Raw genomic sequence first — 14,850 nt, forward strand, 5'->3', positions numbered from 1 at the left:
GTCTCATTCCTCATTTACTTTCTATTTTTTCTTCACTGGGATCAATTTATTCATGATGATCGCCGCAATAGCGCTTAAAGCAATCGGTGAATCTAATAAATATTGTAAGAATTGAGGCGCGGATTCTTTGATTTCTGCTGGCATAAACAACAAGCCGATGGCAATAATCAACGGTACCCCGATAATATACAACTCCCGCTCGGAAAACTCTTCATTCTTAATGACCCGAAAGCCGCTCAACAAAATAATGACGCAGACGACCGCGAACACGCCGCCGATGACAGCAGAAGGTACTGCGTGAATCAAGGCTGAAAGTTTTCCCATGAAGGACAATAGGATAAACCAGACGGACGCCATCACAAAGACTTTTTTACTAGCAACCCCTGTGATCGAAATGATCCCTGCATTGGTAGAATAACCAGTTACAGGTGTCGTTCCAACTAAGGCGGCAACCAAGCAGCCTAACCCTTCACCGATCACGCCTTTATTGATCTGTTCATCCGTAACAGGTTCTTCTGTCACAGAACTGACCGCGTACCAAGTTCCTGTTGTTTCTGCTAGGAGAACCATATAGATCACTAGCATCGTTAAGATCGCTGAAACATCAAAATGCAGGCCATAGTTTAGAAATACCAGTTTTGGCAGACTAAAGAAAGAAGCATCCGCCACCGACTGAAAATCAACGCCTCCCATAAAGGAAGCAATCACGGTACCGATAACCAAAGCAATAATGACCGAACTGATTCGGAAGTATTTTCCCATTCCTGGAAAATAATCGCCTAACATGGAAAACAAGATCAAAATCGCCGCAGTAATCGCAGCTAGCAACATGTTTTGATTGGCACTTAGTGTTTCAGTGGCAGGATAGATATTGCTAGTAAATGCCGTTGGCAGCAGCGTCAAACCAACGATCATGATGATCGTTCCACTGACGATCGTAGGAATAAAATGACGAACGATATACTTATAGATGCCAGTAAAACCTAGTAAAATGACTGCTGCGGCACCAACAATGCTGGCACCTAACACCGTGTCCATGCCGTTGGCACCAAAATAAATACCGATGATCGCTCCAACGGGTACAAAGGATGGTCCTTGACATACGGGTAATTTCAAGAAAAAGAGGACTTGGATCAAAGAAGCGATCCCTGCTCCTAAAAAGGTCGATTGGATCAAACCTGATGCGTCTGAAGAGGACATCGCCACCGCGGTTGCGATAATAAATGGCGGCACATACACGTCCATTGCCAACACATGCTGTAATCCTAAAAGTACTGCTTGACCAAAGGGAATGTCTTCGTTCATTCCGATCGTTAAATGTTTGTTTTTCGTTGATTCCACTGTCTCATTCTCCTCATTTTTCGTGTACTTTTTTTCCTTGGACCCAGACTTGGCGAATATTTTGCATCGTTGCTAAGTACAGGATTTTTTGTAATCTTGCTTCGGGTGAAGTAAACACACCGAAGTCAGGCAAAGGATTTTCTTTTTGTCGCGTATCGATCACTTGCACATCAAACGCATACCCTTCTTTGATGACACCTACTGGTAATCTCAGTGCCTCACCGCCGCCTTTTGTCGCCAATGAGAACGCATCGATCACGGATATACGAGAATCAGCTACTCCTCGTGTGTTTTGAGGAAGCGTGACATCCACGCCATCTTCTAACATTCTCGAAGACATCACAGCTTGTTTGATGTTGTCATACAAACTCGGTGAAAAACCGCCGGAGATATCCGTTCCTAAACCAATCGTGACCCCTTGTTCTTTCAAGCGCTTGATTGGGATCACGCCATTGGCAAAGTAGGCATTTGAGATGGGACAGTGCGCAACTGCGGCGCCGGTTTCGACAAAACGGGCGCCGTCAGCTGGGCTGATGAAATTGCCATGAGCCATCACTGCTTTTTCACGCAACAAGCCAAAATCTTGCAGCACTTCGGTATCCGTTTTACCAAATCGTTCTTGAACAAAGTCATGTTCCCATTGCCCTTCACTGCAGTGGGTCTGAACATGAACATCATATTTTTCAGCCAATGCGCCTAACCCTGCCAAGCCTTCATCGGTACAGCTGGGGACAAATCGCGGAGTGACCACAGGATAAACGCCTTGTGGTGCGGTCTTTGCGATTGCTTGTACTTCTTGAATAAAACGTTCTGTATCCGCTAATGCCTCTTCTGTTGATGCGTCTCGATAAAAAGCAGGATTGGCTTGGGGATCGTCCATGACGACTTTTCCGACTAATCCCCGTTGACCAAGAGCGGCACAAGTCTTCGCCAATTGAAGGCTCGCTTCTAGATGGATCGTTGCAAAATAAAGAACCGTTGTCGTTCCTCTTGCCAATAGCTGTGCCACCAAATCTTGATAGACAGCTTTGGCAAATGCTGGATCGGCATATTTTGCCTCCAGCGGAAACGTGCATTCATCTAACCAGACATTTAACGGTTCATCTAACGCGATCCCTGCTTGCGGCCATTGTGGTGCATGGACATGCAGATCGACAAATCCTGGTAAAAAGCACTGGCCTTCGGATAAAGCCTGAAGATTCTCTGATGCTTTTGCCAGCTCTACCTCATACCCTTGATCTGTTTTGGCAGTAACTTTCGTGATGATCCCTGCGTCATCGACTTGAATCAAAGCTTCTTCTATATACTCCAATTTTCCATCACTTGGTGTATGGAAAACATCTCCTTTAAAATAGCGAATGGTTGCCATTTGTTTGATTTCCCCCGTTCTCTAAGACATTGTCAGGAAAAAGCCGTTCGTTTAATGTTCCTTTTTCACTAACACGATGTTCTTATTTTAACGCTATTCGAAAATAGTGCAATAAAATTCACTATCATAAAGGAAGATAAAACGCTGAACGTTCGGTTTTTATGCGATTTCAAAAAAAGACACCGTCTAGAAATAAGACAGTGTCAGTTAACGACGCTTATACTTTTGTTTTCTTTAGTTGCCGATAAAATACCACCAATCCACCTACTAGCAAACAGAGTACTCCTGCAATCGAGCCCCATTTTGCTGGCTCTAAAAAGCTTTGGATCCTTGAGGTCTGATTCGTTGCCGTCGTTCCTGATAGCTGAAACAAGAAAGCCAGCGGCTGATGTTCAAAACGAAGAATGACAAATAGGAGTGTCATCAAAAGAAATTGATGTACCAGACTCCCTTTGCTTTGTGTGGCATACTTGGCTAAACTCTGCTGCTCGATTGCTTCGGGTTTTGCCGCCAAATACTGTTTCGTGAGCCATTGATTCAATCCCGCATTAAAGAAGCTAATGACGAATAAACTTATTGGAATCAGTGTGTCGCTGCTGAACAGAAGAACACCTGCCATCAGCCCAAGTAAATATGTTGGTACCAGCTGTTTTTCTAAACGATGAGCGAGTTTTCCTCCGAGAAACATGGCACCAAAAAGGCCCAGTGCATATGGTAAGTAAACGTGCGTGCTTAGCGCTTGTGCTCCAAGTCGACCGGTAACATACACCGAGCCGAAAAGAAAAAAAAAGTTTCCGATCACCCCACGAATGAAGGTGAGCACATTTAGATGAAGTGGCTGTTTCCACGAGCGGCTGCGTTTCGTTAAAGTGATCAGCAGCAAAGCAAAGAGAAACAAGAAGCCAGTAATCGCCCACTCAAATAGGGCATTCGACTTGATCAGCCTTGCTGCTCGCAAGCCAAACAGTAAGAGAAAGAAAAAGGAATACAACAAAAACTGCTTGTTGAATAACTGGTTGCGCTGCATCAACGGTCTTTTCGGGAGGTTGTTGAAGGTTTGACTACTCTTAGCTGCCAGCACAAAGAGTGCAAAATAACTGCCAAATAGGCCAATGCCTTGAAGGTCATCAGGCAACCGTAAGGCAAAGAGTAAAACCAAAAGATAGAACAGCGCCTCCTTCCAATCATTTTTCAGCGGCTGTTCAGTGAGCTTGGCTTTTTGGCGTACCATCAGATCAGCTGGCGGCAGCCAAGAAGCACTGATCCCCAACAAACCAGCAGCTGGCAAGAGTGCCACGCTCCACCAAGTGCTCAAGATACCCACCAATGCGCCGGCACCGCCGATCAAGACACTTGCTGCTAACAGCGATGGTGCGAAAAGCGCCGTAAGCGTCTGTAAGAAAAAGACCCCTGTCATGCGAAAGGTATAAAAGAGCGCAAAGGCTAATGCTGCACTTAGCGACTGCTCTTTGCTCAAAGATAAAAAATAAAGATACGGGATGATCGTGATCGTATTGCTGATGATCAAAAGTGCGGTATGGGATTTGAAAGCTTTCATCGTCCGACTCCTTGGTTTGATTTAAGGTTCCATCTTTCTTCTATCCTACACCTTCAAGCAATCCTGTCAACGTGCGTATCAAATTTAAGCAAAAAGAAACCAAGTGTTTTGTTAAAGGACTGACACTTCGTTTCTTTTTCTTATTGCGATTTTCGGTTAGGAGCCAGTAGACTGAATCGTTTGCTTAATTGCCTGAATTTCTTCATACAACCCTTGAAACTCTTTTGCAAGCTCACTCATGATGTCTGCGCTCATCAAAAGATCTTCCGCATGACTTAATAGTAAGGACATCCAGACTTTTTCCCCTTGGGCTTCTTGTTGAACTAACTTCCGATGTGCCAAATGGGCTTCATGATAATGTTCTTTTCCTTTTTCGATTGCTTGCAGTGCAGCCAGATTCTGGGCTTCTCTTCCTTTTTGAATACTTTCAAAAAAGCAACTTCTTGCCATACCCGCTTGCGAAATAATCTGAAAACAAATTTGTTCTTTTTCTTCCATTCTACTCTCCTATTAGTTCAAGTGCTTGTTCCAATGCTTTTTTTCCATCCATCATGCCATAGGTGCGCATGTCGATACCGGCTGCTGGACAAGCAACTAAACCTTGGACTTCATTTAATCGGTATGAAACTTGCGGTCCTAACAGTACGCAATCAGCATCTTTTGCTGCAGTCGTTACTGATTCAATGGAGAACGCATCGATCGCCACCGTTTCTCCTTTTTCTTGCGCTGCTTTTTTCATATTATTTACTAAGACACCAGTAGACATGCCGCCAGCGCAAACTAATACTATTTTTTTCATCATTGTTCCTCCATTTTCTCGTTATTTGTTACTCAACGACTGTCGCTTGGGTTTGCAGATTCTTTTCTTCAGCTAATGCTGCTTTGTCTTGCAGACGCATAAAAGGGATATAGATGAGGACACATAAGACAAATTGAATCAATTGTGCAATGATCCCTTGCCAGCCATTCACTAAGAAGCCACCGAAAATAATCGGAAATCCAGTTGGGATATTGACTCCATTGTGATAAGGCAAAAAACCCACAATTGTTAAGAGATATGCTGACAACACGGAAACAGCCGGTGTTAACATCAAGGGAAGCAGCATTCTGATATTCATCACCTGAGGAATCCCAAATTTGATTGGCTCAGAAATACCAAACATGGAAGGGATCAAACCAATTTTACCAACAGCTTTTAGTTGCTCTGATTTGCAGCCAAAAATAGCCAGTAAAGCGACTGCAAATGAACGAGCCCCGCGATTGTTCAAAATAAAACCAATCGTAAACAAATGTGGTAATGCTTGACCGGCACTGTACGCCGCCAGATTATCAAGTCCTGGTTGGTAAAAGACCAGCATCAAGATCGGATAAACAGCCAACACTCCGTGAATGCCAAAGAACCAAAGAAATTCGATAAAAGCCACAATGATCATGCAGGCAAGAATATTCGCTCCTAGCAAGGTCAGTGGAGCTTGTACCCAAGTATAGATCATATCTGTCAGCGTGCCATAAGGGGTTGCCGCCATGCCCACGTAGATGATGCCCATAATGGCTGAAACAATAATTGCTGGCACGATCGCTGCAAAGGATTTGTTGACGATCGGCGGTACCGAATCCGGCATTTTGATCATCAGATTCTTCTGTACACATAAAATGTAAATTCTGGCACCCAACAATCCACCAAACATGGCGACAAACATCCCACCGGAGCCAAGGGTCGACAACTCCATCGTACGAGTTTCTTCTAAAGTCGAAATCGGACTCAAGATCAAAAATGAGACCAAACTCATGATACCGGCATTTAGTTGATCCGCATTTAAATGTTCGGCTAATTTATAGCCAACTAGAAAGGCGACATAAACGGAAACGACATCGATCGTCATCGCGTTGACTTGTGTTAATAATGCTTTCAAACCAATTTGTTCCATTATCTGTTGCGTTGCCCCAATGTCGATCGCATTGATCAAGGAAGCAATGGAACTGATCATCATGACGGGCATTAAGCCCATCATTGCATTGGCAATGGCTTTCATATAAATATTGTTTTGTACTTGAACGGCTGCAGCTAGTATTTTATCTTTCAGTGTATTCATAAGGTCCTCCTTCACTTAATCCCGCAAGTATTTATCTTTAAGCAGCTGGATTTTCTGCTGTGAAAAACCCAGTTCTTCTTTTACATACGTTTCAATCCCCCCATGAGCCTCAATCAAATCCAAAGCGGTTTGTAAAAAACACCGATCAGCTTCTTTGAAGTATCGCATTGCTGCCACAAAATCGGGGTTGTTCGTTTCTTCTTGTATCTGCTTGAGACTCTTGGTATTTTTCTCTCTTTTGTACTCGTTGGTCAGCAGATAATCTTCCATGACCTCTTCATAACTGACACCCAACAGTAACTGAATCAGGGCAACCCCATAACCGGTGCGGTCTTTGCCACCACGGCAGTGCTGAACCACTGCACCTTCAGCTTCCAAATGAATGTCCAATACTTCTTTAAAAACGGTCTTGCATTGACTGTTTTCAACAAATTCATGATTTTGCCGAATCATCAATTCTTTTGCAACTTCGGCGGTGATTTCTTCTGCAGAAAGCGCCATTGGCTCCCCTTCTTCTGAAGAAGCTAAAGCAGCAATATCAGCAATCGGTGTCAAATAAAGCACCTGAGCATTCCCAATGGGTTTGTCTTCATTGTCTACTCTTTCTTGGGCATTACGGTAGTCAATAATTTTCTCGATTCCCAGAGCTGCTAATTTTTTCTGATCGGCTTCTGTCAATTTGCTCAATTCGTCTGAGCGGTATAGTTTTCCAGTCACCACATATTTTCCCTCTTTGGACCGATAGCCGCCAAAATCGCGAAAATTATATGCACCTTCTAAGGTTACTTTTTCATTTGTCATATACTACTCCTTTAAATAATTAATGAACGACATAAAGTCCGTTGTTGCAGCTAGTTTGTTAACTTTATCCAACGAAGAACATTGTTTGATCAAATGATCATTCAGCGGTTTCACTTTTAAGTGATCTTGTTCAGCAATCACTAATAAGAAAACGAGACGAACCGACTGTTTGTACCAGAACACTGGCTTTTTCAAGTTTGCAACAGCAATCACCGTTTCTGAACCAATCAGTGCATTGGGATGAGGGAAAGCGACCGACGGTAAGAAATCGGTTCCAAAAAAGGCTTCTCGTTCAAAAACTAATGCTTCAAAATTCTCAGGCATTGAATACTGTTCTTTGATTTGTTGGCATAAAAAATGCAATACCGCTTCTTTTGTTTCAAATTCTTGTTCACAGATGAATAATGATTCCTTAAAGTAGTTCAAAAGCACTTCTTCTGTGAAGACAGCGGCCAATGCGGCTTCGATCTTTTTGATCATATCCGGTTGCATAAAATAATCAACATTCATAACAGGAATCGTTCCTTCGTAAGGAAGCGGAATCGAAGAAAAGATGAAATCGAACTCCTGCTCTTCGATCATTTGCAAAAATTCATATTGATTGCATACCGTGACTTTCTTGATATAATTGCGAAAATAAAACTCAAATTTCTCTTTAAGGAAGGTATTGGCCGCTCGGCCTAGGTCATTGACCACTAAAATATACTTGCGCTGTGTTTGCGAATTTTTCTTATTTAAAGCCACATCAAAGTGCATCGCCAAATAGCTGAGTTCATGATCACTGATGGTCTTTTCAAATTGCTTTGCAATGACTTGACCGGCAATGATGGCTAAATCATAAGCGACATTACAGTGTACCTTCACCTCATTCAACAAAGGATTTTTCAGCTCGATCCCCAATTCGATCCGATCGATCAGCGGAGCAAAGTGCAACATCAACATCGTTTGCAGATCCAAGTCTTTGCTGAAATCGATTTGGCGGCTTTCCTTGATCGCTTTTAAAATTTTGCTGACCAATTCTGCTGCTTCATCTGAAACAGTCATCTTTTCATTTCTAGGGACTACTCGTTTACCAACGATTTGCCCTAAAACATAATTTCGCTCGTATTCGGTAAAGTGTACAGCACATTCTTTTTCAATTCTGGCTATGATTCGCTCTCCTAGTAACGTCTGTTCATCATTGGTCCTGCCGCTGATTGGCAGATTTCGATCCAAGTAGCGGCCGCTTTGCATGCGTAAGACAGCGATCGCTAAATGATTCACCAGATTGTTCAAAATAGCCTCCGACATGGGGTAGGCTTTTTGCGAAAACTCCGACGAAACGATCGCTTTTATCTGCTGATGAAGAAGCGACGGTGTATCTTCGCTGATTGTGCCCTCTTCTAACTGCTTGATATGGGTTCTTTGCAAATAATTACTAGCCATAAACCGTCTCAAGTCAAATTCGCTGCCGCTAAGTTTCATTCCGTAATACGGCTTCGTTTGAATGGAGAGCTGGTAATGGCTTAGTATACGTCGCAGCTTTTTCAATTCTTGAGATAGCTTACTCTGAGAAATGAATAAGCGTTCGCAAAGCATTTCGGACTTAATATACGTTTCTTCTTGAATAAAGAATTCAATAATTCTAGAAACAAAGTCGTCATTGTGTGACGCTTGTTCTTTCCTTCGCTGAAAAGCTTCTTCGTTCGTTATTTGTAAATACAACCCACTCCCTTTTTTCGCTTGGATCATACAACCGTATCGTTCTTGATGCTGGTTGATTTCTTCTGCATAACGGCGAACGGTTTTCCTGCTAACCCCCAACTCGGCAGCAGCCGCTTTACTCGTCATAAAACCGTCATGCTTCGAAAGTGTTCTTAACAACAATAGGCTTAATTTTTCCATCTCTCTCTCCCTCGCTTACTAGTTTAGAGTCAAACTCAAGCAACCTCCATAGGTATATCTTCCCTTTCATTAAGGGAAATTTCTACAAGAAGATTTATGGAACGAGTCAAAAAAACCGCCGCAGGCGAAAATCCTTGCGGCGGTTCTGGTTCTATCCGATTGATCAGTCTTCTTGCGGATAGGCATCGATAGTCGTGGTGTGTTGCTGAATCCAAAGTCCATGCCCCTCTTTGACAATACGCAACTTGCTGTCAGGCAGCAACTGGCATTCGATTTCTCCCCCTTGAAGCTTCACTCTGATTGCTTCTTGCTGATAAGTGATCGTAAATGTCAGTGATTCGATTTTCTGTGGCAAATGATTCGCCAAGTGAAGTCCGCGATCATAGGTCAGACCAGCAAAACCATAAATCAAACTCAACCAGCTGCCGCCCATATTGGCAGCATGAACACCGTCTACAACATTCTTTTGCAAATCATTGAGATCCATCAGTGCGGTATCCATGAAGTAGCGATACGCTTTTTCAGTGTCGCCGATTCGGCTAGCCATCACACTAAAGATGGAACGAGACAACGAGGAGTCATGGGTCGTCACCTGCTCGTAATAGTCATAGTCTCTTGTTAATTGATCTGCTGAAAATTCATGGGTAAACAGCATCTCTGCTAAAACAGTATCTGCTTGCTTGCATACTTGATACTTATAAATGATCATTGGATGATAGTGAAGCAGAAGCGGATAATTCTCAGCAGGTGTTTCCTCAAATGGCCACAGCGCTTGATCTAAGAAGGAATCATTTTGTTTCGTTAGCTGCCGCTCTTCATCGTAACCGAAGTACATCAAGTCAGCTGCTTTTTCCCAATCGGCAATCAATTCTTGATAGACATGGTATCGTTTGGCCAATTCGACCGCATAGCGTAAGTTATTTTGTACCATTTTGTTTGTATAAAAATTGTTGTTTACCAAAGCGCTGTATTCGTCTGGTCCTGTCACTCCATGAATACAAAACCGCTCTTGTCCTTCTTTTACAACAAACGTGCCATAATGAAACCAGAATTTCGCTGTTTCAAAAACGACTTCTTTACCAATTTCTTCAATAAAGGGTTGATCACCCGTGATACGTTCATATAATTGAAAACCATAAACGATATCGGCATTGATATGCAGTTGTGCTGTACCTGCTGGATAATAGGCACTCGTTTCATTACCGTCAATCGTACGCCAAGCAAACAATGCCCCAGCTTGATTCAATTCTTTTGCTCGTTTTTTGGCTTGCGGCAAAATACTTGCACGATAGGAAAGCAAGCTTTTGGCTATCTCGGGGTTCGTATAAATGAAGAAAGGCAGTAGATACATTTCTGTATCCCAAAAATAATGTCCTTCATATCCTTCACCCGTCAGCCCTTTTGCGGCGAAATTCGTTTTCCCATCACGCCCTGCACCTTGGTTCAAATGAAACAAATTGAAACGGATCCCTTTTTGCAAATAGTCATCCCCCACGATTTGAATATCGCTGGCTTGCCAGAAAGATCGATAGTAATCCGCTTGTTCTTTTAATAAGACAGAAAACTCGTCGACTTTCTGCTCAAATGGTGTCTCACCAAACCTTTGCAGCAATTTGACCTGAAAAATCGAAGTTGACGGTTCTCCAACTGTCAAATACTGCTTTTCTTGATGCAGCCGAATAGCGATTTGCTTTTGACTATTTGGTGCTGTCCATACTTGGTATGCGCCCATTTGTTCTTTTTCCAATTGATGATTCTTACTGGCAACTCGAGGATCATCTGTTTTATTGACAGAGAATTGCTGATTTAATTTGTGGGATAGTTCGATCGGTTCTGAAAAATCGGCTGTTATCACTTCATAGCGGCAAACATAGAGTTCACTACGCGTCATTGACGCAAACGAAGTTAACCCCAACTCAAAAGACTTTCCGGTCGGAGTAGTGATCCGATAACTTTCCGTCAGAATCCCGTCAGCTAATGCAAGACTCATTTGCGTTCGTTCGACTTGCCATTCCTCAACCGAAGAATCCTCCTCGCCGATTTTCAAAATAACTCCACGCAAGTTTGGCAATTTGCAAATCGTTTGATGTTCTTTTGCATACCCATAAGCCCATTCGCCATACTGAATCGGCTCGCTGTCAAAAAAGCCGTTGACAAACGCCCCAGGATTTCCTGGATACAGTTGATTGACCTTCAAAGGATGCCCTGCACGGACGCCGATTTGCCCATTTCCTAAAGCGAACAATGTTTCTAGATACTCCATTTTTTGATGGGACAGCTCATCAGCTGTCAATAGAAAGTCGTTTTTCTTCATCCTTTATCCTCCAAGTCTTTTGGTTTATTCCTCGTTATCTTCACTTAGTTTCTATCCTACACTTCTAGCCAATGATTGCAAGGCTCAGCTCTTAGTCCTTTTGCCACAAGCATCTCTTTAGAGCCGAGCAGCGAATGTATGATACCATGAAGCAAACACGAAAGAAGGCGATTTCTTGGATTTATGGCTTACAAATGTTCAACTTGAGACGAGTTATTTAAAAGAAGGCGACTGGTCTTATGGAACCAAAACAGAAAATACAGCAATCGGGATCAATGATGGAAAAATAGCGGAGATCGTGCCGATGACTGAATGGCAGGCAGCAAGTGAGGCGACGATCATTGATGGGGAAAATCAGTTATTGTTGCCAGGATTGATCGAAAAACATTGTCATTTGGACAAAAGTAAATTAGGTACTCCTTGGCGTCCAGTAACGCCCGCAGCTAGCTTGGTGGAACGATTTGAAACTGAGATTCCCCAATTAGATGCCTTACCGTTATCGATCAAAGAACGCGGACAAGCGCTGATTGATTTAGAACTACCTCACGGTGCGGTGATGTTCCGCTCACATATCGATATTGAACCAATGACTCAGCTGCGTTATTTTGATGCGATCACTGAATTAGTCGCCGAACAACCTTTTGGCTCGGAGTTGGTCTTATTCCCACAACATGGCTTATTGCGCTCAAATGCAGCTTCTTTGATTGAAGAAGCCTTAGCAACGGGCAAAGCTTCTTATATTGGCGGTGTTGATCCTTATACACTCGATCAAGATTATAAAACTTCCTTACGGACAACTTTTGAACTTGCTCAAAAAGGGCATGTCGGTATTGACCTCCATCTTCATGATCGGCAAGAAGCTGGCAGAGCGACCGTCAAAGAAATGATTCGTTTGACGAAGGAATTCAATATGCAAGGAAAAGTAGCGATCAGTCACGCCTTTGGTCTAAATGACTTTGAGGGAGAAGAACGCAAAGAAGTCTTTCAAGCCTTAGCAGACTTAGAGATCCATATCATTTCAAGTATTCCCATCAGCCCAGGAACGATCCCGCCACTGAAGGAATTGCAAAGCTATGGCGTGGCTGTTCATATCGGTTGCGACAATGTCTATGATTCTTGGTCTTCTCTTGGCGACGGTTCTTTACAAGAAAAGCTGGCGCGCTATTTAGAGATTTTTGCCGTCAAAAGTCAGGAAGACTTGACGCAAGCCCTAGGTCTGGTTACTGATGGCAAAGTGCCCTTAGATAAAAACGGTGCGCAGCAATGGCCTAAGGTTGGTGATTCGGCTGATTTCTTGCTGACACCAGCTGCTTGTACGGCAGAATTCGTTGCCCGCAAAGGCTTCGTCAGCAAAAGTTTTTATCAAGGAGCGGTTGTTTTCACAGCATAAATCGTATATGTATAAAAGGCATCTGCGCTTCTTTTTAGAGGCGCAGATGCCTTTTTCAGGAATAGTCCTTTGCTAGTTGTATATAGTCTTTCAAACCTCTTGCGTCAAGAAAAGACGATCATTCTTCAATTCTCACCATCTACATGTCCTCAACAATTTGCCTATGAAAATATACGCGATATTTTGCGATCAGATGCTTGGGATTCATTACCTTTCTCCCGAAGATGATGCGATTTAGTGTAAGTAGCTGACCTATGCCTGTGCAACTTAGTGAGTTATAAACTGCCAGACCGAGTTGTTTTCCGAGAGAAACTTCCCCTTTTCTTCCGTACATACTTCGATAGTCGGTCCAGCAAAACCGCCAAGCAGTCTTTATGTCAACTCATAGGTATCTTTTAGGTACAGCTATAGGTAAATAAACGCATCGCCTTTTTTCAGCGTCTTCCTTCATTTCCCCATATGTTCCAGTATTCGTATCTGTTGTCCAAAAAACAGGGAGCTTATAACATCGCATTAATGTCTGCCAAAATCAATATTGTATCAACCTGGCTTTGGTAATGATAAAATATGCTTCTAATCATCAGCCGCTTTATTCGCACTACCGGGTATAAAACTGTGCACTCTCAGAGTGACCAATGAATAGTGATTAATAAAGCAAACAATTTTCTTTCTTGATTTTTATGGGTCGATTATCTTTACTCTTTTGAAACAATTATTTTCTAGTTATCCAGCAAGATTACAATTGTCTTGTGTATGACCTAGATTGATTCCAAAACTCATTTATTTTTCCACCTTAAAATCAAAATAGTCCATTACTAATTCACAATACATCATATTTGCCCAAGAAAACCATTCTCGGGTGTAATCACTTGGATCATCAACATTGATTCCTTCATGCATCAACTTTGTACCAGCGTCAATAGCCGTTAATTGATCAAGGATACTGGCTTTTTCTGTTTTGTCTTTCGATGTTAATCCGGTCATAGCCATTGCGATCGGCCATACGAAGTTCTCAGGTGTATGAGATGAACCAATGCCGCTTGCATACTTTCCTTCATAAAAATAAGGATTTTCTCGACTAAGGAGTGTTCTTCTAGTTGCTAAATAGATTGGATCTTCCATTGAGCAGTACCCCAGATAAGGTGCTGAAATCAAATTTGGTACATTGCTGTCATCCATGATCACTGCATTGCCAAATCCGTCTACTTCATAAGCATAAACTGTCTCTCCTTTTTTATTTGTCGTGTAGGCGTATTCGTCAATCCCTGCTTGGATCTCCTTACGAAGAGTTGAAGCAGAATCTGCGATTTCAGGTTCTTCTAAAATAGTGGTAAAAATGAACTTCAAGTAATCAAGAATCACAACAGCAAACATATTGGAAGGAATCAGATAACCATACCGGCATGCATCATCACTAGGTCTAAACCCCGACCAAGTCATTCCCGTCTTAGCAACTGGCGTTCCTTTGCCCCCATTTGTTAGTGTATCTTCTTGTCTCACAGTGTCACGTGTAAAACGATAGGTAGATTGCCCATGATCTTGTTCAATGCGAAATACATCGATGATCATCTTAGCTCCTTTGACAAAGACAGCATCAAAATGATCGGTACGCCCCGTATTTTTATAAAGCAAATATGCCAATTGCACAGGATAGCACAGAGAATCAACTTCGTATTTTCGTTCCCAGATCCATCCATTCATCCTCGTATCATCCTCTTGATGCCCGGCAAAGTTTTCCGTTTCATTAAAAGCATTGGCGTAAGGATCAATGGCAATAAACGTAAATTGTTTTTTTACTAGACCCGCGATCATATCAGCCAACTCCTGGTCCTTTTTTGCAAGGTAAAGATAAGGACGGACTTGAGCTGTTGAGTCCCGCAGCCACATCGCTGGTATATCTCCAGTCAACACAAAGGTACTGCCATCACTCTGCTCTTTTACTGTCGTAAGGACGGTATTGGCAAACGCTGCCTGAAAATTTTCTGCCCACTTGGAGTGCTCTACTCCGCATAGCTCGGTGATTTCTTCCATAAATTCTTTCACAACAGTTGGTACTTTTTGATAGGGCATTCTTTCCACCTCTTGAAAAGAAAAACTGGT

The 14,850-nt window shown here is 42.6% G+C and carries 11 protein-coding genes; 1 reads left to right on the forward strand and 10 read right to left on the reverse strand.

What is annotated here, in order from left to right:
* Nucleotides 1–21: 21 nt before the first annotated feature.
* The 9 genes from IGI77_RS14270 to IGI77_RS14310 all read right to left on the reverse strand — a co-directional run bounded on the left by IGI77_RS14270 (nucleotide 22) and on the right by IGI77_RS14310 (nucleotide 11,360).
* Nucleotides 22–1,305: a uracil-xanthine permease family protein gene (locus tag IGI77_RS14270; protein WP_060791579.1), complete on the reverse strand. Its 1,284-nt coding sequence runs from the start codon at nucleotides 1,303–1,305 to the stop codon at nucleotides 22–24.
* A gap of 49 nt (nucleotides 1,306–1,354) precedes the next feature.
* Nucleotides 1,355–2,710, reverse strand: a complete 1,356-nt coding sequence (gene guaD / locus IGI77_RS14275) for a guanine deaminase (protein WP_284590880.1) — start codon at nucleotides 2,708–2,710, stop codon at nucleotides 1,355–1,357.
* Between the two features lie 217 nt (nucleotides 2,711–2,927).
* Entirely contained in the window at nucleotides 2,928–4,268 is a 1,341-nt protein-coding gene (locus tag IGI77_RS14280) for a hypothetical protein (RefSeq protein WP_438770246.1), read from the reverse strand.
* A gap of 156 nt (nucleotides 4,269–4,424) precedes the next feature.
* Nucleotides 4,425–4,766, reverse strand: coding sequence for a PTS lactose/cellobiose transporter subunit IIA (locus tag IGI77_RS14285; RefSeq protein WP_010749921.1), 342 nt, complete (start codon nucleotides 4,764–4,766; stop codon nucleotides 4,425–4,427).
* A 1-nt stretch (nucleotide 4,767) separates the two neighbouring features.
* Nucleotides 4,768–5,067, reverse strand: coding sequence for a PTS sugar transporter subunit IIB (locus IGI77_RS14290; RefSeq protein WP_438770247.1), 300 nt, complete (start codon nucleotides 5,065–5,067; stop codon nucleotides 4,768–4,770).
* 28 nt (nucleotides 5,068–5,095) lie between these two features.
* Entirely contained in the window at nucleotides 5,096–6,361 is a 1,266-nt protein-coding gene (locus IGI77_RS14295) for a PTS sugar transporter subunit IIC (protein ID WP_010749923.1), read from the reverse strand.
* 15 nt (nucleotides 6,362–6,376) lie between these two features.
* Entirely contained in the window at nucleotides 6,377–7,162 is a 786-nt protein-coding gene (locus IGI77_RS14300; RefSeq protein WP_438770248.1) for a tyrosine-protein phosphatase, read from the reverse strand.
* 3 nt (nucleotides 7,163–7,165) lie between these two features.
* Complete coding sequence (locus tag IGI77_RS14305; RefSeq protein ID WP_438770249.1) at nucleotides 7,166–9,046, reverse strand: BglG family transcription antiterminator; 1,881 nt, start codon at nucleotides 9,044–9,046, stop codon at nucleotides 7,166–7,168.
* Between the two features lie 163 nt (nucleotides 9,047–9,209).
* Nucleotides 9,210–11,360 carry a glycoside hydrolase family 65 protein gene (locus IGI77_RS14310; protein WP_438770250.1) on the reverse strand — a complete coding sequence of 717 codons (2,151 nt, stop codon included), beginning with the start codon at nucleotides 11,358–11,360 and terminating at the stop codon, nucleotides 9,210–9,212.
* Between the two features lie 175 nt (nucleotides 11,361–11,535).
* Between IGI77_RS14310 and IGI77_RS14315 the strand changes: the two genes are divergently transcribed.
* Nucleotides 11,536–12,750, forward strand: coding sequence for an amidohydrolase family protein (locus IGI77_RS14315; protein ID WP_438770251.1), 1,215 nt, complete (start codon nucleotides 11,536–11,538; stop codon nucleotides 12,748–12,750).
* 780 nt (nucleotides 12,751–13,530) lie between these two features.
* On the opposite strand, the gene IGI77_RS14320 is transcribed toward IGI77_RS14315, so the two are convergent.
* Nucleotides 13,531–14,820, reverse strand: coding sequence for a glycoside hydrolase family 125 protein (locus IGI77_RS14320; RefSeq protein WP_413126213.1), 1,290 nt, complete (start codon nucleotides 14,818–14,820; stop codon nucleotides 13,531–13,533).
* Nucleotides 14,821–14,850: the final 30 nt, after the last annotated feature.

It is taken from the genome of Enterococcus sp. DIV0213h (genome assembly GCF_051711285.1).
Taxonomy (GTDB): Bacteria; Bacillota; Bacilli; order Lactobacillales; family Enterococcaceae; genus Enterococcus_D; species Enterococcus_D casseliflavus.

What these genes read in the sequence shown, in the direction of transcription:
- IGI77_RS14270 (WP_060791579.1), bottom strand. Translation starts at nt 1,305, where the DNA reads ATGAACGAAGACATTCCCTTTGGTCAAGCAGTACTTTTAGGATTACAG.
- guaD (WP_284590880.1), bottom strand. Translation starts at nt 2,710, where the DNA reads ATGGCAACCATTCGCTATTTTAAAGGAGATGTTTTCCATACACCAAGT.
- IGI77_RS14280 (WP_438770246.1), bottom strand. Translation starts at nt 4,268, where the DNA reads ATGAAAGCTTTCAAATCCCATACCGCACTTTTGATCATCAGCAATACG.
- IGI77_RS14285 (WP_010749921.1), bottom strand. Translation starts at nt 4,766, where the DNA reads ATGGAAGAAAAAGAACAAATTTGTTTTCAGATTATTTCGCAAGCGGGT.
- IGI77_RS14290 (WP_438770247.1), bottom strand. Translation starts at nt 5,067, where the DNA reads ATGAAAAAAATAGTATTAGTTTGCGCTGGCGGCATGTCTACTGGTGTC.
- IGI77_RS14295 (WP_010749923.1), bottom strand. Translation starts at nt 6,361, where the DNA reads ATGAATACACTGAAAGATAAAATACTAGCTGCAGCCGTTCAAGTACAA.
- IGI77_RS14300 (WP_438770248.1), bottom strand. Translation starts at nt 7,162, where the DNA reads ATGACAAATGAAAAAGTAACCTTAGAAGGTGCATATAATTTTCGCGAT.
- IGI77_RS14305 (WP_438770249.1), bottom strand. Translation starts at nt 9,046, where the DNA reads ATGGAAAAATTAAGCCTATTGTTGTTAAGAACACTTTCGAAGCATGAC.
- IGI77_RS14310 (WP_438770250.1), bottom strand. Translation starts at nt 11,360, where the DNA reads ATGAAGAAAAACGACTTTCTATTGACAGCTGATGAGCTGTCCCATCAA.
- IGI77_RS14320 (WP_413126213.1), bottom strand. Translation starts at nt 14,820, where the DNA reads ATGCCCTATCAAAAAGTACCAACTGTTGTGAAAGAATTTATGGAAGAA.